The 19,616-nt window shown below is 63.6% G+C and carries 22 protein-coding genes; 11 read left to right on the top strand and 11 right to left on the bottom strand.

Annotated features, from left to right (window positions below):
• The first annotated feature begins 2 nt into the window (after positions 1–2).
• On the top strand, positions 3–1,031 hold the full coding sequence (locus AC5WEY_RS01735) for a hypothetical protein (protein WP_495644440.1): 1,029 nt from the start codon (positions 3–5) through the stop codon (positions 1,029–1,031).
• Positions 1,032–1,335: 304 nt separating this feature from the next.
• Here the strand turns inward: AC5WEY_RS01735 and AC5WEY_RS01740 are convergent, their stop codons facing one another.
• From AC5WEY_RS01740 to AC5WEY_RS01750, 3 genes are all read right to left on the bottom strand, one after another.
• Positions 1,336–1,533 (bottom strand): three-helix bundle dimerization domain-containing protein, encoded by a 198-nt coding sequence (locus tag AC5WEY_RS01740; RefSeq protein ID WP_495644441.1) that lies wholly within the window; start codon positions 1,531–1,533, stop codon positions 1,336–1,338.
• Positions 1,534–1,605: 72 nt separating this feature from the next.
• Positions 1,606–1,848: a hypothetical protein gene (locus AC5WEY_RS01745; RefSeq protein WP_495644442.1), complete on the bottom strand. Its 243-nt coding sequence runs from the start codon at positions 1,846–1,848 to the stop codon at positions 1,606–1,608.
• A 95-nt stretch (positions 1,849–1,943) separates the two neighbouring features.
• Entirely contained in the window at positions 1,944–2,216 is a 273-nt protein-coding gene (locus tag AC5WEY_RS01750; RefSeq protein ID WP_495644443.1) for a DUF3263 domain-containing protein, read from the bottom strand.
• Positions 2,217–2,374: 158 nt separating this feature from the next.
• Here AC5WEY_RS01750 and AC5WEY_RS01755 point away from each other — a divergent pair, with 158 nt between their 5' ends.
• The 5 genes from AC5WEY_RS01755 (at position 2,375) to AC5WEY_RS01775 (ending at position 6,735) form a co-directional block, all read left to right on the top strand.
• A complete protein-coding gene (locus AC5WEY_RS01755; protein WP_495644444.1) occupies positions 2,375–3,226 on the top strand; it encodes a CHAD domain-containing protein in 852 nt (283 codons plus the stop codon).
• A gap of 130 nt (positions 3,227–3,356) precedes the next feature.
• Positions 3,357–4,193 carry an alpha/beta fold hydrolase gene (locus tag AC5WEY_RS01760; RefSeq protein ID WP_495644445.1) on the top strand — a complete coding sequence of 279 codons (837 nt, stop codon included), beginning with the start codon at positions 3,357–3,359 and terminating at the stop codon, positions 4,191–4,193.
• On the top strand, positions 4,186–4,770 hold the full coding sequence (locus tag AC5WEY_RS01765) for a TetR/AcrR family transcriptional regulator (protein WP_495644446.1): 585 nt from the start codon (positions 4,186–4,188) through the stop codon (positions 4,768–4,770). Before AC5WEY_RS01760 ends, AC5WEY_RS01765 begins: the two co-directional genes overlap by 8 nt.
• Positions 4,771–4,825: 55 nt before the next feature.
• Positions 4,826–5,488, top strand: a complete 663-nt coding sequence (locus AC5WEY_RS01770) for a TetR/AcrR family transcriptional regulator (protein WP_495644447.1) — start codon at positions 4,826–4,828, stop codon at positions 5,486–5,488.
• 92 nt (positions 5,489–5,580) lie between these two features.
• Complete coding sequence (locus tag AC5WEY_RS01775; protein ID WP_495644448.1) at positions 5,581–6,735, top strand: FAD-dependent oxidoreductase; 1,155 nt, start codon at positions 5,581–5,583, stop codon at positions 6,733–6,735.
• A 166-nt stretch (positions 6,736–6,901) separates the two neighbouring features.
• Here the strand turns inward: AC5WEY_RS01775 and AC5WEY_RS01780 are convergent, their stop codons facing one another.
• Positions 6,902–8,065: a DUF6461 domain-containing protein gene (locus AC5WEY_RS01780; protein WP_495644449.1), complete on the bottom strand. Its 1,164-nt coding sequence runs from the start codon at positions 8,063–8,065 to the stop codon at positions 6,902–6,904.
• Between the two features lie 152 nt (positions 8,066–8,217).
• Between AC5WEY_RS01780 and AC5WEY_RS01785 the strand changes: the two genes are divergently transcribed.
• The gene (locus AC5WEY_RS01785) at positions 8,218–8,502 is read left to right on the top strand and encodes a hypothetical protein (RefSeq protein WP_495644450.1); all 285 of its coding nucleotides are present in this window, start codon (positions 8,218–8,220) and stop codon (positions 8,500–8,502) included.
• Positions 8,503–8,753: 251 nt separating this feature from the next.
• Here AC5WEY_RS01785 and AC5WEY_RS01790 read toward each other — a convergent pair whose 3' ends face one another.
• Positions 8,754–9,161 (bottom strand): hypothetical protein, encoded by a 408-nt coding sequence (locus AC5WEY_RS01790; RefSeq protein WP_495644451.1) that lies wholly within the window; start codon positions 9,159–9,161, stop codon positions 8,754–8,756.
• Between the two features lie 228 nt (positions 9,162–9,389).
• Here AC5WEY_RS01790 and AC5WEY_RS01795 point away from each other — a divergent pair, with 228 nt between their 5' ends.
• Positions 9,390–10,181, top strand: a complete 792-nt coding sequence (locus AC5WEY_RS01795) for a GAF domain-containing protein (protein WP_495644452.1) — start codon at positions 9,390–9,392, stop codon at positions 10,179–10,181.
• A 36-nt stretch (positions 10,182–10,217) separates the two neighbouring features.
• On the top strand, positions 10,218–10,931 hold the full coding sequence (locus tag AC5WEY_RS01800; protein ID WP_495644453.1) for a GAF and ANTAR domain-containing protein: 714 nt from the start codon (positions 10,218–10,220) through the stop codon (positions 10,929–10,931).
• Between the two features lie 34 nt (positions 10,932–10,965).
• On the opposite strand, the gene AC5WEY_RS01805 is transcribed toward AC5WEY_RS01800, so the two are convergent.
• Positions 10,966–12,036, bottom strand: coding sequence for an NAD-dependent epimerase/dehydratase family protein (locus tag AC5WEY_RS01805; RefSeq protein WP_495644454.1), 1,071 nt, complete (start codon positions 12,034–12,036; stop codon positions 10,966–10,968).
• A gap of 303 nt (positions 12,037–12,339) precedes the next feature.
• Here AC5WEY_RS01805 and AC5WEY_RS01810 point away from each other — a divergent pair, with 303 nt between their 5' ends.
• Complete coding sequence (locus AC5WEY_RS01810) at positions 12,340–13,305, top strand: bile acid:sodium symporter family protein (RefSeq protein ID WP_495644455.1); 966 nt, start codon at positions 12,340–12,342, stop codon at positions 13,303–13,305.
• Here AC5WEY_RS01810 and AC5WEY_RS01815 read toward each other — a convergent pair.
• The 5 genes from AC5WEY_RS01815 to AC5WEY_RS01835 form a co-directional block, all read right to left on the bottom strand.
• Entirely contained in the window at positions 13,292–13,672 is a 381-nt protein-coding gene (locus tag AC5WEY_RS01815; protein ID WP_495644456.1) for a VOC family protein, read from the bottom strand. The genes AC5WEY_RS01810 and AC5WEY_RS01815 overlap by 14 nt on opposite strands.
• Positions 13,673–13,916: 244 nt before the next feature.
• Positions 13,917–14,663 (bottom strand): EAL domain-containing protein, encoded by a 747-nt coding sequence (locus AC5WEY_RS01820; RefSeq protein ID WP_495644457.1) that lies wholly within the window; start codon positions 14,661–14,663, stop codon positions 13,917–13,919.
• Positions 14,664–15,956 carry a lipase family protein gene (locus AC5WEY_RS01825; RefSeq protein ID WP_495644458.1) on the bottom strand — a complete coding sequence of 431 codons (1,293 nt, stop codon included), beginning with the start codon at positions 15,954–15,956 and terminating at the stop codon, positions 14,664–14,666.
• A 17-nt stretch (positions 15,957–15,973) separates the two neighbouring features.
• The gene (locus AC5WEY_RS01830) at positions 15,974–17,563 is read right to left on the bottom strand and encodes a GMC oxidoreductase (protein ID WP_495644459.1); all 1,590 of its coding nucleotides are present in this window, start codon (positions 17,561–17,563) and stop codon (positions 15,974–15,976) included.
• A 100-nt stretch (positions 17,564–17,663) separates the two neighbouring features.
• Positions 17,664–18,215 carry a TetR/AcrR family transcriptional regulator gene (locus AC5WEY_RS01835; protein WP_495644460.1) on the bottom strand — a complete coding sequence of 184 codons (552 nt, stop codon included), beginning with the start codon at positions 18,213–18,215 and terminating at the stop codon, positions 17,664–17,666.
• Positions 18,216–18,310: 95 nt separating this feature from the next.
• Here AC5WEY_RS01835 and AC5WEY_RS01840 point away from each other — a divergent pair, with 95 nt between their 5' ends.
• Complete coding sequence (locus AC5WEY_RS01840; RefSeq protein WP_495644461.1) at positions 18,311–19,615, top strand: carboxylesterase family protein; 1,305 nt, start codon at positions 18,311–18,313, stop codon at positions 19,613–19,615.
• The last annotated feature ends 1 nt before the right edge of the window (position 19,616 follow it).

The raw sequence follows: 19,616 nt of genomic DNA on the forward strand, positions 1-19,616 counted from the left end.
CCATGACCCTCCGCTCACGCCTGCTCACCGTGGCCGCAGCCGCCGCAATCGCCGTCGGACTCTCGTCACCGGTGGCGCATGCGGCACCACCTGCGGGGCTCGGTTTCACCGGTGGAGCGCCGTTCCTGACGCTCGACGACGCCACGCTGAACAACGAGCTCGGGGCCGGACGTGAAATCGGTGCCTCGTGGGTGCGGGTGGTCGTGAACTGGGCGGCCATCGAGACAGCACCGGGAGTGTTCGACTGGGGCAACACCGATCGCGTGATCAATGCCGCGACGGCACAGGGCTATTCGGTACTGGCCGTGCTGGGCGGAACCCCCGGATGGGCGCAGGGTGGCATCGCTTCCCCGCTGCCCGGCGCAGTTCCGTTGGATCCCAATGCTTTCGGCGCGTTCGCTGGTGCTGCGGCCGCGCACCTCGGCGATCGCGTCGACAGCTACGAGGTGTGGAACGAGCCCAACATCCCCACCTTCTTCGCGCCCGTCGACGCCGCCCGCTACACCGGACTGTTGCGCGCCGCGTATCCCGCGATCCACAACGCCGATGCCGGAGCCACCGTGCTCAGCGCCGGATTGGCCACCACCGTGAACCTCGGAGCCTGGACCGTTGCGCCGGTGACCTTCCTGCAGCAGATGTACGCAGCCGGAGCGGGCGGGTTCATGGATGCCGTTGCGCTGCATCCCTATACGTTCCCCTTCACCGTCGAGAACGATCCCAACGGACAATGGGCACAGGTGGATCAGGCCTACGGCACGATGGCGGCCAATGGCGACGGCGGCAAGAAGATCTGGATCACCGAACTGGGCGCACCTACCGGCAACGGTCCGATGGCCGTCACCGAGGACGCACAGGCCGCGATCATCGGGTCGAGCCTGGCCATGGCGTCGTCGCTGCCGTACGTCGGCCCCGTATTCGTGCACTCACTGCGTGACTCGGGAACCGACCCCGCCGATTCGGAGCAGAACTACGGACTGCTGCGCTCGGACTTCAGCGCCAAGCCGGCATACGACGTGGTGCGGGGTTCGTAGGCTCTGCGAGGGTTCGGGTTCGGGACCTCACACCCTTTTTCCCGACCGCGCGCCCGAGTTCAGGTCATAGAAGGGGCGCGCACCCTGCAGCAGGGGTGTGAGGTTGCTCAGCCCGGCGAGCGGACCTCACGGTTCACGATCGCTCCCCATACGCGGCATCCCGCACATTCGACTCGATACTGAACCCTCGGGTCCGGGGTCGTCGCGCGCATCCTCGGCAAAGCCCGGCCCTGACGTGGCACCGCGCGTCCTTGATCGACCGTATTCGGAGCGCGGCGCAGCCGTCGTCGTCGGAGTCGGTCGGTCAGCGGTCCTGGAGCGCCTGGCGCGCCTTACGCTCGACGAACAGTGGCACAAAATCGCGGATGGAATTGCCCTCGAAACGGGCGTGCTCGGCGGCGATGGTCTCGTCGATCACAGAGCGTGGCACGTTCGGAAAAAGTGCTGCAAGACGATCGCGTACTGCATCGATGTGCTCGTGTTCGGTGGATGTGGTGGTCATGCGTGAAAGAATCCACTTCATTAGGCTAAGCGTCAATACTGGCCACCGAAATCGACCGGTCGGTACGGTGAATCAGGCAGGCAAGTCGGGGAAACGCCTGGTGAGAACATCTAGTTGACGGTGCACTTCGTACAACGAACGTCGGTGCGACCGAGCTTCTTCCTGGTGCCACAACCGGGCCGCGCCCTGGCCGTTTTGTCCGGCCTGGCGAGCGAATCTTTCCGCTTCTTCGACGGTCTCGATCTCGGCGGTCAACATGGCGGCGAAGACTTGCGCTTGTGCACGATCGGGAGTGCAGGGGCCAGGGGTGTTCATGCTCCGGTCACTGGACCGCGAGGAGAAACTCGTCCCAGGTGAACGCGCGATGAAGTGGGCAGCACTGGTGCCCGTGTTCGGAGTACGGAGCGCTGTCATTGCCCGACTCTCGCTGCCCCTGCCGATCCGGCAGCGAATTCGAGCCGTCGACGGCACACCCGGAGTACCGCATCCACGGTGCGTGCGTCGAGCTCAACGGGCTGCGCCGGATCAGCCAGCAGGTTCCGCAACCTGCGGAAATACGTCTCCGGCGGAACTCCGAATGCGACCATGATGTCTTCGGGATCTCCGCCGCCGTAGGGCGTCCACTGGACAGCGAAGGCGAGCATCCGACCACGTTCGCTCGGGTTGTCTGGTGTCGCTGGCATGAATGCAGTATCGACCCACCCATCGACCTACGCAGTCTCCGTACGCATCCACAAGGAAGCCGGAAAGTGAACAGTGGACGACAGAACTTTCAGTTGCTGCCATCATCGGTTTCGATCGCGGTGGTTTCGATCGGTGCGGACTCGGGGCATCCTCACCGATGACGACATCTTCGACATCGCATCAGGACACTGACCGGGCACCGGTTGCCGCGTACGTACGAGAACAGACGAGCGCAATTCGAGAGGGCGATGCCGCGCTTCGGCGCGGTGAGGATCCGATCCACGCCACCCGCGTCGCCATTCGGCGACTTCGCAGCACTCTGCGTATATTCACCGATGCCTTCGATGCAGGTGTCGCTACCCATCTGGACCAGGAATTATCCTGGTACGCAGGCATTCTTGGTCACGTTCGCGATCGCGAAGTGCAGCGGGATCGTTTCGCGCACGCGGTGGCCGATCTCCCCGACGAATGGGTACTCGGACCCGTGGCGGCCGACATCGAGACCACACTCGCTGCCGAGCAACGCAACTACCGGGCCGATGTCGATACCGTTCTCTCCGGCGACCGCTATGCCGCGCTGATCAGCGCACTCGCCACCCTGGACTCTGCGGTGCTTTCGTTGTCCCACCGAAAGGTGACATCACTGGAGAACAAAGCCGGGAAGAAGGCCCGCACCCGGCTGAAGTCCGCAATCATGAGCGAACCCGGCAACGACGAGGTGTTTCACCGAGCCCGTAAAGCGTTCAAGCGTGCGCGGTACGCCTCGGAGCTGGCGGCACCGCTGACCGGTAAGAAGCACTCCAAGAAGACGATTCGGCGTTACAAGCACGTTCAGGAAGTCCTCGGAGAACACCAGGACAGCTTGGTCGCTGCAGAGTTCCTTCGCCGCCTCGGGGCATCGGCGGGAACCCGACCCGCGGAGAACGGTTTCACGTACGGCTTGTTGTTCGCCTACGAACAGCAGGCCGCCGCCGCGGCTGTGCGGCGCGCTAGAGCGCTGAAGCTCTGACTGCGGCGCGGGCTGCGCCGCGCGCTGGAACGACTCAGCGCTCGTCGCAACGAATGCGGGGTTGACACGGTTGGCTAATCGGATTAGCTTTTAGCTACATCAGTTAGCCTCATCGATCCCGGAGCCCACCATGACCGAACTACTTACCATCGGCGACAACACCCTCGCATACGACGTGATCGGCGACGGGCCCCTCGTCGTCCTGGCCCACGGCATCGGAGACAGTCGGCACGCATACCGCTTCCTCGCCCCGGCCCTGGTCGAGGCCGGTTACCGGGTAGCGAATCTCGACATTCGCGGCTGCGGTGAGTCCAGCCTCGGGTGGGACGGCTACAGCCGGACCGACATCGCCGGCGACCTCGTCGCCCTCGTTCGCCATCTCGGTGGGCCGGCTGTGATCATCGGACATTCGATCAGCGGCGGTGCCGCGACCATCGCTGCCGCCACCGCCCCCGAATCGATCGTGGGCCTCGTCGAGCTGGCACCCTTCACTCGCGCCGTCACCTACTCCATGGGCGCGCTGTTGACGAACAAGCGGTACCGAAGCGCGACAGTACTGCTGGGTCGAACCGTGATGACCGGCAGCCTCAGCGCCTGGCAAAAGTACCTCGATCTTGCGTACCCGACGAAGCCCGTCGACTGGGACGACGAGTTGGCCCGCATCACCACGGTCCTGCGCGGGCCCGGCCGGATGAAAGCCGTTCAGGCCATGTGCAAGTCGGCACCCACCGACGCCGGTGCACAGTTGAGCAACGTGCAGTGCCCGGTGCTCATCGTCGAAGGTGGTGCCGATCCCGATTTTGCCGACCCCCGCGCCGAGGGCGACCGCATCGTCGCCGATCTCCCCACCGGCATCGGTGAGGTAGTCGTCCTCGACGGCGTCGGTCACTATCCGCACGCTCAGACTCCCAATGAGCTTCTTGCCGTGACACTTCCGTTTCTCTCGCGCACACACACCCATGCCTAGGGCCGGCCTCGCTCCCGCGTCGGTCACCGAAGCCGGTGCCGACCTGGCCGACGAGATCGGCATCGACCGGATGTCCATGGGACTGGTGGCCGAACGACTCGGAGTAAAGACACCCTCGCTCTACAAGCATGTCGATAATTTGGCCGATCTGGTGCATCGCGTCGGCGTGCTGGCCATGAACGAACTGGGCGACGCAATCCGCGACGCCACCCAGGGCCGCGCAGGTCGCGATGCCCTCGTCGCCGGAACGCGCGCCATGCGCGAGTACGTCATCGCCCATCCCGGCCGCTATGCCGCAGGCAACGCCGCCCAGATCACCGGGCCCGACGACCCCCTCATGGCCGCAGCCAACCGCGTCATGGATTCCTGGGCCGCCATGTTGCACGGCTACCGCATCGACCCGGCACAGCAGACACATGCTCTACGAATGCTGCGAAGCCTGCTGCACGGATTCGCCACCCTCGAAACCGCGGGTAGCTTTCAACTCGGTACCGACCTCGACGACAGTTTCGACTGGATGATCGACTTCGTCGACCAATCCCTCAGTCGCGCTTCGATTCCCGAACAGAGACGATGATGCGCGTCGCGCGTCCAGACATGGAACAACGTTCCAGCTGTGACAGGATCTGCGCATGACGAACACTAGGCCGACACCCGCGCGACGTTCCGATGCCCTGTCGAAGGAGCGCATCGTGCAGGCAGCGATCGAGATGCTCGGTGAGGGTGGCACCGATGCTCTGACGTTTCGCACCCTCGCCGCACACCTGTCCACGGGCCCCGGCGCGCTGTATCACCACGTCGGCAACAGGGATGATCTTCTCGCAGCAGCGGCCGAAGCCGTTATGGCATCGATCTTCGAATCCTCACCCGAGAACGAAAAGACCGAGCTGGGTGTTCGCGGTCTGATGATGCGGGTGTTCGACATGATCACCACACGGCCGTGGGTGGCAACGCAACTCGCCGGTGCGCCGTGGCAGCCGGCGGTCATGCATCTCTTCGACCGCATCGGAACCGAGTTGGACGCACGCGGAGTTCCGGAAAATGCACAGTTCGACGCCGCTTCCGTGCTCATGTACCACGCCCTCGGGGCTGCGAGTCAGCGCGATGCCGGACGGCAACTGGCCGCCACGGTGACGGACCGAGCGGCATTTCTCGACTCCACGCGCTCGGCGGTGACCGACACCGGCGACTATCCGTTCCTGACGCGGATCGCGTCGCAGTTCGCCGGCCACGACGACAGAGAGCAATTCCAGGCCGGGGTCGACATCATCCTCGCCGGCATCGACCGCGGTTAAACCATTCTCTGGAACCTACCCCGCTTGACAGTTTTGGAACGCTGTTCCATCCTTGAATGGAACAGTGTTCCAACAACAGGCGGAGACTTCTCATGGGTACATCCATTTCGATCATCGGTGCAGGACTGGGCGGCCTGGTGCTGGCGCGAGTACTGCACGTTCAGGGAATCGCCGCCACGGTGTACGAGGCCGACACCACGGCTGACGCGCGCACCCAGGGCGGGCAGCTCGACATTCACGAGAACGACGGGCAGGTCGCTCTCGCCGCGGCCGGGCTCACCGAGCAGTTCCGCGCCATCATCCACGAGGGAGGCGAAGCGACTCGCGTCCTACGCCCCGACGGCGAGGTTCTGTTCGATGAACCCGACGACGGCACCGGCGGTCGACCAGAGGTGCTGCGCGGCGACCTCCGACAAATTCTGCTCGACTCACTGCCGGCCGACACCGTCCAGTGGGGTCACAAGCTCACCTCCGTGCGCCCACTGGGCGACGGGCAACGCGCACTCGAGTTCGAGAACGGAACTACCACGGTCAGCGATCTGCTCGTCGGTGCCGACGGCGCATGGTCACGAGTTCGATCGCTGCTCTCGGCCGCCGTACCCGACTACGTGGGTACCGTCTTCGTGGAGACCTACCTCCATGATGTCGACGTACGCCACCCCGCCACCGCTCGCGCAGTCGGTAGTGGTGCGATGTTCGCACTCACACCGGGCAAGGGAATCTCCGTACACCGCGAGGCCGGCGACATTCTGCACACGTACGTTCAGCTCAACCGTAGCGCCGACTGGATCGACGCGATCGACTTCACCGATACTGCCTCCGCCAAAGCCGCTGTCGCAGCCGAATTCGAAGGGTGGGCAACGGAATTGACAGCGTTGATCACCGACGGGACCACCGCGCTGGTACCCCGCAAGATCTTCACGCTCCCCAACGACCACCGCTGGGATTCCACGCGGGGAGTAACCCTGGTGGGCGATGCCGCACATCTCATGCCTCCCTCCGGTGACGGTGCCAATCTGGCGATGTTCGACGGGGCCGAACTCGCGCGCGCGCTTTCCGATCACCGCGGCGACATCGACGCAGCGGTGTCGGTCTTCGAGAAGGCCATGTTCACGCGAAGTGAAGCGGTGGCCGTTCAGGCACACGAAACGCTCGACCTGTGTCTCGGGGAACGATCCCCGTTCGGGCTGATCGACCTGATCTCCGGCGTCACTCCCGTCGGCTCGGGTGATCGTCTCTCGCAGTGACAGATTCACTGTCCGACGCACTATCGAGCACTAGGGCTGCAAGTAGCCACCTATGCCGGAAACGCAGTATGTGAAGCCGAGTGCAATTTCTGCTCCGCTCCGAGGTCCATGTACGGGGATGCCCCTGACAGAGGCGTCCAATGGAGCGTTAGGTGCACCCCTCAGGTCAATCACCGTCGAACAGATCGTCGGACAAATCCACCCCGACGACGATTTCGCTGAACTCGATGCTGATGTACGGCATGTTCCGGCGCAAAGCTATACCCCACTTCGCATCGAACGCCACGGCGCTCGGAAAGCCCTGCCACCCCGGCGGTAGCTCGAACTCCCATGCCGCCCTACCGCCGACCTCGACAGCAGTTCCTTCGGTGTTGTCGGCAATCAGAGTGCTGAACTCGACGTCCCAGTTCTTCTGCACCTCGACCAGGGTGTCAGGGTGTACCTCGAGACCTATTGGCGGAGCGCCTTTCTGCAGAACGCCGTCCACTCTGGACCAGTAGTCGCCGCGCCGGTTGATGATGTGCCGGAGCCCTTCTCGGTCTGCCATCCGGTACGACCGATATGGGCGGTACCAGAACCGAATATTCGCTACCCGATCTCCCCTGGTCTCGACGGCCCGTCCGTACCGGGACAGCCGGGAAGACTTATGGTACCGATCCATGACGGCACCCCACGAAGATTCGGACTCGAAAGTGCGTGGCGGCTCGACGGGAAGCGCGGGCCCTGTCCGAACCACTGCGACGGCAAAGATCCCGCGGCTCAACACATCAGGGCTGACGTGAGACTGAGTCAGATGATCGGCCAACGCGAACGAGCCTGCTACCGAGGGGTATCCGTCGTTCTGCGGTGGTGGACCGTCGATACCGATCCCGCCGATCGCACGGGCTGCTTCGATCACAGATTTCGGTGCACCGCGTTCCTCGGAGTCGTAGTGATAGGGATCGAAATCGGCGACGACCTTTCCGTCTGACCACCATACGAACCGCTCCCCCGAGCCGAGACTGCTGTGTGACAGGATGTCTCGGCCTGCGAACAGCGGCTGCAAGTATGATTCCGTTGCTCCCACGTACTGCGAGTTCTGTTGCACGAGGAGCGCTTTGTCATCACCGAGATCCATGACTGCAATGATTTGAGCATCGAGGCCGTCGAGCTTGCCCGCTGCATCCAGATCGTCCTCTGCGGGCAACAGATCGGTGATGCCCTCTGCAGTCACGTGTTCGGTGTTGTCCGCACCGAAAGCCTGCAGTACCTCAGCGGTCGACGCCTCGCAGATGATGGTTGAGACGTATCCGTTTCCGATCCAGCCTTCGTACAGGTCCGGGATGAACATGTACTCCTCGTGCGATCGCATACCGCACGGTCTCACAAATTTTGAGTCGGGGCCATCGGACATTCGAGAAGCCGTCGGACCGACATGTCAGGGGTCGCCTCAGGGCGTCGCTCCGATGCGGCGCTGACACGACAGTCGGCAATGATGTACCCGTGCCGACTACCGATCCGTTCCACGCGCTCGTTCTGATGAACGCAGTGTTCGCCTCAGCAGCATGGTCATTGGCCAAGCCGTCGTGGCCTGCAGCAATCTCGCTGGGTGTTGTGTCGATTCTGTGGTTGTTCTTCAACACCCCCATCGAAGGCGCGGTGTTGTACGTGATCGACGCGGACAGAGGTCTGACCGAATCGGACTTTCTCACAGTCGCGGGGTTGATCCTGGCGGCCGTGACTGTCGCCAGAGTCCGGCGCACCCACCGATCGGACGTCGACTCCTGAGCAACTGGTGCTCCACTCGTCGAAGTAAGTCAGTGAATGCCCCTGATCGAAGCGTCGAGTGGAGCATCCCGTGCAACCACTGCGGCTCGTCAGAGACGATGTAGTGCTTCGGATCGGTGCGCTCTCGACTACCCGGTGATCGACTCTCCCCCGTGAGCCAACCAGTGCCGGCGCGGTGATAACAATGGCGCTGCTATTGTCGCCGCCGCCGACCCGGGAGAAGCCCTGCTCGGCGCTAACGGCTTGTGACTCTATTGCCGACTGCGTTCGCGGGCACGCGCGCGGAACTGGCCGACTGCGAGAAGGATCAACGCGACCCCCAGAAGAGTGAGGGGAATTTGGGCGAGGGGGGCGTCGATGTCGAGGACGAGAATCTGCCACACCACCCACCCGATGGTCACCAGCCCGGCGCACGTGACATACACCGGGGCTTCGGAGGCGTCGACGAGAACCGCTGCGACGCAGATCAACGGTCCGAGTCCGAGAAAGATCAGCACGAACATCCCGGAGATGCGGTAGTCCCAGGTATGCCACGAGGGGAGCATCCCGACGTCCAGGCCAAGTGACCGACCGGTCGGGTCGGAGGTCAAGGACACCCCGTTGAACATGCCGGCTGCACCCAACAAGATCAGCAGCGCCACCGTCGAGAGCTTGTTCACGGTGACGTCATGGGTTCGTCGTCCTTCGCTTGTGACAGTCGTACGTAGCCGTTGATTCTGCCAGAACAAGTCTGATCGGTCTTGTTCTATCTGTAGTAATTGTGCAACCCCGAAACGACGTCACACCGGCCATCTCCGGTAGATTCGACGATGTCGGCCAAGCCCGCGCCGCTTCTCACTGCGTCACCCCCTGGGTGGCGTCGGTCTGTGGAAGTGAGTGGTGCCTGCATGAACACCGAACCGATAGATCGTGACAGCGGCACCGCATCCGCTTCGGCCGCCGATACCGAAGCCGTCTCGGCCGACGTGTCCAGTTATGCACGTGCGCTCGAAAATCTGAGATCGAAGTTGCTTGCGAGATTGGACCTGTCCGTAATACTGCAGGCCATGGCCACCGAGGTGGTCGAGGCGCTGAACACTGCAGACCTGGCCGGAATCACACTTGTCGACCAGGACGGTGAACTGCCGCAGACGGTGGCGTCGACGGATCCGCGCGTCAACGACGTCGACGAGGACCAGTATCGGAGTAACGAAGGACCATGCCTGGAGGCGGCGCGAACCCAGAAGATGGTCCGCGTCCTGGTCAGTGACGTCGAAGACCGTTGGCCGCGATTTGCAAAGAACGTGTCCGATCTCGGTGTCCGGAGCTACCTCTCGGCACCACTCGTCGTCGATGACCATCACCTCGGGGCATTGAACATCTACAGTTTCGACCCGCACGGATTCAACGACATCGACCAAGCTCTGCTGGGGCTCTTCGTCAGCTCGATCGAAACTGCCGTAATCGTCTCTCGCAGGGCCCGAAACGCAGAAGAGGAAGTCGATGGACTTCTGACCGCGATGAAAACACGCGCCCAGATCGAACAGGCCAAGGGCATCATCATGGCGATGCGCGGTGTCGCCGCCGACGAAGCCTTCGAGTTTCTCTCCGAGCAATCGCAGAGTCGCAACATCAAAGTCGCCGACATCGCTACCAACTTGATCGCATCCATCAGCAACACGTCAGGAGGAAACCAGTGACGACGTGCGCTGCCCCTCGAACCCGAGGAGCCAGGCATGGCCGATGACATCGATCCGCTCGACATCGCGGACGATCCCGTGGAGTTTCCCGCCACCGCAGCGTTGACCCGTGCTGCGGTGGATGTGGCCGGAGTCGACGGCGGCGCGGTGAGTCTGCTCGTAGACGGTGCAGTGGCCCGAGACCTGTTGTACGCCACAGACTCCGATGCGGTACGCATCGACGAACTGCAATTCACGGTGGGTGAAGGCCCGTGTCTGGACGCGTTCAACACCGATACCACCGTTGCGGTACCCGACCTCAGCGATCCTGCCGGCACACATCACTGGCCGACTTTCGCCTCCGACGTCGTCGACGAACTCGGTGCGCACTCCTTACTGGCGTTGCCCATCACCGCACACGGCGCTGCGGTCGGAGTGCTCGAATTGCACCGCCGGACTCCCGGCCCGTACAGCCTCATCCAGGTCGAGGCCGCGCGTGCCATCGCGACCGCCCTCGGACCTGTGATTCTGTCCGAACTCGTCCCCATCGGTCCGGGCAGAACACCGTCGCCGGGGCCACCCGCAGGGAACTACCGACAAGCCCGCGGCGACATCAACGTCGCCATCGGAATGCTCTCGACGCGTCTGTCGGTGACGATGAACGATGCGGCTGCATCTCTCCGCGCCCACGCGTACGCACGGTCCACATCGATTTCGTCGATCGCCCACGACATCGTCAATCGAACCGCTGATTTCGATTTCGAGAGCTGACGGGACTCGACCGGCCGCCCGACGGGTTCGAGGGTCACGGCCGCTTCGCGTTGGCGATGAATCCCCGACGACCGAAGGCTCGGAGACGATCCTTCGCAGTGCGCGCTCGGAGGACACCGCTGGCAGCACCGGCGTTGTCGCGCATACCGCCGATGACCTCTCGGGCGACGTCGGGACCGTCCATGCGAGGAACCCAGTCCAGATGTCGTCGAGCCCTGTCGGTGTTCAACATGGGAGTGTTGAACGCGAGGTCGATCCAGCCGTGATGGACGGCCGACAGGTGGGTCTCGAAACCTACTCGCGCAGCTGCAGACAGCACCCGGTACGGAACCGGGATGACGCGGGACTCGAACGCCTCGGCCACATCGGCCGCGCGAACAGGTGTCGGACCACCGAGGTTGAAGGGCCCGGTGGCACGTCGATCGAGCACTCGCACAATCACATCCGCGACGTCGTCACTGTGCACAGCGGGGACTGCGAACGATCTGTCGATGGGCAGGATCGGGAGATGGTCGACGATTCCTGAGGGCACGACGTCCGGCAATGCATATCGCAGCAAGGCGCTACCGAACTCGTACTGCCCGATGAGCCCGGGACGAATACGAGCGACCGAGACATCGGGGTGAGTTGCCTCGAACTCGTCGAGTACGTTCTCGGCCGCAGCCTTGTCCACACTGTAGGTCGACGACGGCACGCCGGTTCTCGGCCATGTTTCGTCGACCTCGACGCCGTACGAACCGGGTGCGTAGACGCCACCGGACGACATGTGTACCAAATGTGGAACTGCCGCTTCCGCGCATGCCCCGGCAACCGTTTTCACTGCATCGACGTTGACCGACCGCAGATACTCGCGATTTCGCATCGGTTGAAACGCAATGGCCAAGTGGACAACTGCGTCCGCCCCGCGAAACAACGCACGGAGCTCGTACGACGCGCTGTTCGATGTCAGGTCCAACGCAACCCAATCGACCTGCTCCGCATGCGAATTCAGTTCTGGAGGGCGACGCGCAATGGCGAGAATCGAATCGCCGGGACGTGCACGCACGAGTGTACGCAAGAGTGCTGTTCCGACATTTCCGGTTGCGCCGATCACGACCGTTCGCATCGTCTACCTCCGATGTTGGCAACCATCGAAATGCCCGCTCTACATCCATCGAAACCCCGGGGCGTTCTCGTTCCCCGGTCTTACTTGCCGGTTTCCGACGATAATGTGAGTTTCCCCAGACCGGTGCACCGACCTCGCGAACGCGATCAGCTGCGGTGGGCATCATCGCGTGGATTCTGGCCCGTCACCTTCGGCTTCTAGGTCGCGAACTTCTCCAGCGGAAGGAACACAACCCGGAACAGTGAGCTCAGCTAAAGGGCTAGACTTCGCGACGCCGTGCCCAACCATCTTTGGAGTCTGCCCATGCCCCAGCTGAAGACCGTCAGCGAATTCACCGGCAAATGGTTCGCCCTGATCGTCGTTGCGGCGGGTGCGCTTGCCCTGATCACCCCCGACACCTTCAGCGGCGGCACGCCTGCCGTGCCGTGGTTGTTGTCGATCATCATGCTCGGCATGGGAATGACGTTGCGGCTCTCCGACTTCGCGGTGGTGGCCCGGCGACCGTGGGCGCTGCTGCTCGGCGTTGCCGCGCAGTTCATCGCAATGCCGCTACTCGGGTTGGGCATTGCCAACGTGCTCGGACTCTCCGCTGCGCTCACTGCCGGCATGGTGTTGGTCGGATCCGCCCCAGGTGGTACCGCGTCGAACGTGATGGTCTATCTCGCGAAAGGTGACACCGCACTGTCGGTGGCGATGACCTCGGTGTCGACCTTGCTCGCACCGATACTCACACCACTGCTCGTGCTCTGGCTCGCCGGTGAGTACCTACCGGTCGACGCAGGTGGGCTGTTCGTCTCGATCCTGCAGATTGTGCTGGTGCCAGTCGTGCTGGGAGTTGTGCTGCGCCTGCTGTTTCCGAAGATCATCGACCGCATGCTCGACGCCCTGCCGCTGATCTCGGTCGCCGGCATCACCGCCGTGGTCGTCCTCGTCGTGGCCGCCAGCGCGCCGACCTTGCTGTCGATCGGTGCCCTGATAGTCCTGGCCGTCGTGCTGCACAACTCGCTCGGACTCGCCGTGGGCTACGGCATCGGCAAAGCCTGCGGACTCGATGTCGCCAGCCGCCGTGCCATCAGCATCGAAGTGGGAATGCAGAACTCCGGCCTGGCGGCAGCGCTGGCGTCGGTACATTTCAGTCCTGCAGCTGCTCTGCCCGCGGCAATCTTCTCGGTGTGGCACAACGTGACCGGGTCCCTACTGGCCAGCTACTGGTCCAGACGGTCCACCGGGTCCGATAGCAAACAGGACAACGCAGTCACACCGGGTTGAGTCTTGCTCGCAGCAAACAGAATTCGTTACCTTCGGGATCCGCCAGCACATGCCATGACTCCTGACCGGTCTGACCGATCTCCACTCGTCGAGCACCGAGGGCGAGCAGTCGTTCGAGCTCGGCGTCCTGATCCCGATCGGTCGCACTCACGTCGATGTGCAGTCGCGGCTTCGCCTTCTCCGGATTCTCGCTGCGACTGAGGATGATGGTCGGCTGTGCGCCGCCGAACCCGTCGCGCGCACCGATCTCCACCGAACCGTCGTCCTCCCTGTCCAAGACGACGAAGTCCAAGACCTCACACCAGAACGTCGCCAAGGCCTCGGGATCCCGACAATCGAGTACGAGTTCACTGATTCGACATGCCATGTGGGTGAATTTACACCTGACATCCGCGTCGGAAAATGAGTTGATGCCGAGAACGAAGGAGTACTCGGTCGAGTCTCGACCGGATCTACGTCGGTTCGACAGCAACGGTTGCTCCACTCTGAGCCCTGAGTTGCAGAATCCCCGGCACCGAAGCGTCGAGTGGAGCAAAAAGTGCACAGCAATACCGACCGGAATGCCCTGCACGGCCGGGCCGATCGAGTCGCGGGAGGGCATCCGGCGTCCGTTACACCGCGGCTGGGCGACCGACTCGGTAGCCCTGCAGCAAGTCGGCCCCGATCAGGGTGGCCGCATCGAGGTCGTCATCGGTCTCGATACCCTCGAACACGCACCTGGCCTCGGTCTTTCGCGCGAACTCGAGTATCAGCTCGGCCAGGGCCGACTTCGCTCGATTACCTTTCATGCCGTGCACGACGAACGCGTCGAGCTTGATGATCTGCGGCCCGAGCACGACGAGGTGCCGCATACCGGCATAACCGGATCCCACATCGTCGACTGCAACCGCTACCCCGCCGCGACGCAGTTTCGCAAGAACAGCCACCACCGCTACCTCGTCGTCGAGGGCGGCATGCTCGGTGATCTCGACAACAAGTGGCCGACGCCAGCCGTGATCGAGCAGCACGTCCACCAGAGCAGAATCCACCAGTAGCGTTGCAGCACTGAGGTTGACCGCTACGAAGCAGCCTCCCGGCAGACGATCCGATTCGGCCAGGGCCTTCATGCCGGCCGACCTGTCCAGAGCAGGGCCGAGACCACACTGCGCTGCATCGGCGAACCACGCCTCGGTGTCACCGCCACCCGTTGGGAAACGTGACAGGGCCTCGTATCCCTCGATCACACCATCGCGTGCCCGGACGATCGGTTGAAAGACGATATCCGGTCCACCGCCGGCGATCACCGCCTCCACCCGACGCCGCGACCGAAGCAGCGTCGAGTGCAGCGGAGTCGAGGCGGCCCTCTCTGCGGTCGCCACTCAATCGAGCGAGCACGTCGGCATGGGCACGTCGGCGAACCGATCCATCAGGAACGTTGCGGCGCCGCCGCCGTACCCGTCGATCAGTTGCGGTCCGAAGTGGTTGGGCAACACCGCACCCGTCAGAATCGGCGGCAACGGATTGCTTCGGAACTCCACCGAGGCACCTCGCTCACACCAATCCTGGGCCAGCTGCCGGGCCTGACCGTACGGCACGGTGTCGTCGTTGATCCCGCTGGTGATCATCACCGGCGCGTTCGGGGTACTGCGACCGATCCGCTGAGCCTCGAGAATGCGGCCCGCCTGCGGAATGGTCCCCAGATTCTCGAGCATCGACTTACCGTCCACGGTCAGCGATTCGGTGCGCAGGAACGGGTACTTCAGGATGGTGTCTCCGATGCACTGCGTCGACAGATCACTCAGCACCGCCTTGCCGTGATCGGTGAGCCGTTCGTCGACAAGTGGCAGCAAGCTCGGGTCGCGTTCGACGAAACCGTTGAGGGCGTGGCCGATCACTCCGCCGATCAGCGTTCCGTCGACGGTCTTCAGCACCTCGAGCAGATCGGCGGTGGGCGCTCCCGCCCAAGTGCCCTTCACATTCAGCCCCGGTGCGTACTCCGCGGCGAGTTCGGCCGCCGCGGCCGCCGCTCCACCACCCTGTGAATAACCCCAGATGCCGACCGGCGCGTCGGCGTCACCGAGCAGTTCGTTTGCGGCGCGGGCACCGTCGAGAACAGCATGAGCCTGCTCGACCCGGTTGACATAGGTATGCACGCCGGGAGTTCCCAAACCGATGTAGTCGGTGACGAAGACGTTCGCACCCATCGACCCCCACAGTGTGGACGACAACAACTCCTGATTGAACGAAATCGACAGCGGTTGCGTCACAGCGTTGATCGACGTCGGGAACGCGCGGGAAGGAGCGCACTGATCTGCTTGGCCCACCGTGCCCGGCGCGACGACGATGGTCGGCCGAGGACCGGCCCCACGCCACGGCACCTCCGTCTCGATGAACGTGCCCGATACACCCACCGGCGTATCGTCCTGCGTCCGTGACGTGTACAGCACCCGCTTCGCTTGAACGGGATAGACACCGTCCGCACCGGGCAGCGCCGCGAACAGCGACATCGGCTGCGTCCGCAACACTGCACCGGGTTCGTCGGCGACCTGGGCCGGTGGGAGGTAGAAGTCGTCCACGGCATCGGCGTGCGCAGCCGAAGCTCCGAACACAGTCGCCGAGGACACAAGCACGGCGGTCACGGCGACGCCGATCATGGTGCGATACAGATGCATCGGTCTCTTTCCGGTGGTCAGATGATGGAGCCGACATCGTCGGCGACGATAGTGTCCAGCGCACGTTCGGCCAGTGCGGCGATGGTCATGGACGGATTGCACGCGGCGGTGGTGCCCGGCATGAGCGCCCCGTCGAGGACGTACAAACCGCGCTGGCCGTACACGCGACCGTCGAGATCACACACCGCGCCCATGTTCGCCCCACCCAACGCATGCCAGGTGGACGGGAACACCGCGTTGGTATCGGTGAGAATGCTGCCCGCACCGGCTATGCGACGGACCGTCGGATCGATGGATCCGTCCTGAATGACGCTGTCGCCGTTGGCCGGCCAGTGCAGCCGGGCTTGGTCGGACGCGGAGTCGTAGCCGAAGAAACCGCGTCCACGACTGACTCCGTACCCCACCAGCATGGTGCTGTGGGCGTCGAAGGACAACGGCGGTATCGATGCCTGGATGACGGTGTGCGCGGTGTTCGGGTCATCCCACTCGAGGCTGCCGAACACCACCGGACCTCCCTGGGGTGTACCGAATTGCTGCTCGATGCTCGACCACACGTAGATGCGATCGGCATTGGTACCCCAGCCCTGCCCGAGTTCGTCCGGTAGATCGGTAATGGCACCGGTCGCTCCGGCGCGAACGAGCAGCCTGGTGGTGTTCAGACTTCCGGCGGCCATGATCAGCGCACCGGTGGTGAGGATCTTGTTCTCCAGAACCGTTCCATCGGAATCGATTCGATCGACGTATACCGTCCACCGGCCATCGGCGGAACGTTCGACGTGGGTGACATTGTGTTGCGTCGCCACCGTCGCCAGACCCGTCGCCTCGGCGGCTGCGATGTAGGTGACGTCCACGGAATGCTTGCCGCCGTTGTTGACTCCGAACGCCCCGGAGCCGTCGGTGTACGACGGCGTCATCACTCCGCGCGTCTCGTCGAGGGCGAAGTTCCAGTCGATCGGCATGGGGATCTTCGACACCGGCAGGCCCGCTCGCCGCGCATTGGCCGCAAACACCCGAGCCGCTTGATAATTGGGAGTATCGATCAACTCGTCGGGAGCCTGCGCGAGCTGCAACATTCGCGCTACTCGCGGGTAGTGCACGCTGTTCAACGTTGTCCAGTCGAGGCCGACCGGAAAGTACTCCTCGAAGACCGACTGCGACGGCTGCAGGCTCATCCCCTGATAGATGAGGGATCCGCCGCCGACACCGGCTGCACACAACGCGGTCATGTTGTCCCCGGACACCGCCTCGAGCAGGCCGACGTACGGATCGAACGGAACCGGCCTACCGAACAGGTTGGGGCTGGAGCCGTGCCAGAGCATGCGCTTGTCCGGCGACGTGGCGTTGGGGAATGTCGTGGCGTTCGGCCCTGTGTTCCAACGTCTTCCGCGCTCGAGTACCAGAACGGGAATGCCTGCCTCGGCGAGGCGCAAGGCCGCCACACCGCCGCCGAACCCCGATCCGATGACCACCACGCGATGATCTTCACGGGTCAGCGGAGTCTGGACGCGGCGCCCACCGGCCGCTCGCGCCACCCCGGTGCCCGACAGTGCGGCCAAGCCTGCAACAGCGCTGGCACCGAGAAACGATCGGCGATTCAAGTTCGACACGTACCCCCCAAAGGTGCTGCAGCGCCCATGAGACCTGTGTCACGTGGGCGTGCGATGCAAAACTAGACAGAAGGGGTTCGTAGTGTCAAGTTTTACGCGATCAGCCCAGGGGTAGAAGCGGAACCAACCAGCGCCGGAGGTACGCCCGCAAGCCGTCGTCGTCGCGAATCGCCTCGTCGTCGAACAGAATGACCGACAGCCCGTTGCGTACGAGCACAGCGTCGATGCCGTCGAACCGCGTCGAATCGAATTCGGGATGTCGTTCGCTGTAGCCGTCGAGAAATTGACGCACGACAGGCTCTGCTCGATCCATCATGTCCGGATCGAACAACGGGTTCGCGTTGCCCGAGCGCAACAACGAATTGAGCACCGGCTCGCGGCGAATCAGGTTGCGCGCCGCCACAATTGTCTCGATGACGAACTCCGCCGGCGTTTCCGCCTGATCTGCCTTTGCCCTGATGCCGCCGATGACGTCGACGACAAGTCCCACCATCGCCTCGGAGATCATGTCCTCGCGCGTGGTGAAAATCGAATACACGGTCTGGCGGGTGACGCCCGACGCGCGCGCCACCGCCGCGATGGTGACGTCCTCGAAACCACCCTCGGCAATGAGCCCGAGCGTGGCGTCGAGAATCTTCTGCTTCGACCGCATGGTCCGATTATGACGGCATTCCGGCGCTACGGCCTCATCCGATGACGGGCCGTAGACGATAAGCTCGCACCTGTTCATCGAATGGGGGTTCACACGTGAACGACGAGACGACACCCGGGGCGACCCTGCGGACGATCACCGATACCACCAGCGGAGACCTCGAAGCAGTCGACGCCGATGGGCTCATCCACGCTCGGGGAATTCCCTACGCCACCGCCGCGCGATTTCGTAGACCCGAACCGGTCGACACCCCGGGTGCGACCCGCGACGCAACCCGACGCGGCCCCGTGTGCATCCAGCTGCCCTCCCGGCTCGACAATGTCACGGGCCCGATGGTCGACGGGCTCGAACAGAGCGAGGACTGCCTCGTGTTGTCGGTGACCGCTCCCACCGAGGCAGAAGGACTTCCGGTGATGGTGTGGCTGCACGGCGGTGGCTACGTCTCCGGCGGCGGGGAAGCCGAGAGATTCGACGCCGACCTACTGGTCCGCGAGGGCGTCGTGGTCGTCAGCGTCACCTTCAGACTCGGCGGGTTCGGTTATCTGACCCCGAAAGGCCACGGAGACAGCAATATCGGTGTGCAGGATCAAATCGCGGCACTACGCTGGGTGTCGACCAACATCGCTCGATTCGGCGGTGACCCGCACAACGTGACGTTGTTCGGGCAGTCTGCGGGCGGCGATGCCGTCCTCGCGCTGATGGCGTGCGAGTCGGCCGTAGGGTTGTTCTCGAGGGCAATCGTGCAGAGCGCGCCTCTCGGGTTGCGTTCGGGCCGATCGGCTCTGTACGAGACAGCCCGAAAGGCCTTCGCAGCGCACTTTCGTACGGACCCGGCCACCGCACCCGCGACGGATGTGCTCGGTGCAGAGCGTGCCGTGACGCAGGCCGTGCGCAGGTTCGGTGCTGCAGGCGGAATGCCGTTCGGGCCGGTCGCTCACCTCGACCCCCTGTCCGGTGACCCCGATGCCGCCCTACGCAGAACTGCACCTCGCGTCGAACTTCTGATCGGTCACACGAGAGACGATGCTTCACCGTTCGTGAATGTCGTATCGAACATGTTGTGGCTGAATCGGTTCGGCATCGTCAGTTCGGTGCTGACCGCACCGGTCGTCCGCATCGTAACCAACCTGTTGTTCGGCGTCGACGGCATGGTGAAGATGTGGCACCGCGCCGGCGGTCAGGTCGCGTCGTACCGAATCGATTGGGCACCGAAAGGCGCACCGTTGGGGGCGTGCCACAGCATCGAATTACCGTTGCTGTTCGGAGACGCATGGTGGGACGCGCCGATGTTGGCCGGCAATACTCCGCCGGAGGCGTTGGCCGCCGAGGTGCGGCAGACATGGGCTGCGTTCGCCAGAGAAGGAGTGGCCGGGCTGCCTGGGCGTTCGATGGTGTTCTGAC

Source organism: Rhodococcoides sp. S146-33, assembly GCF_059489205.1.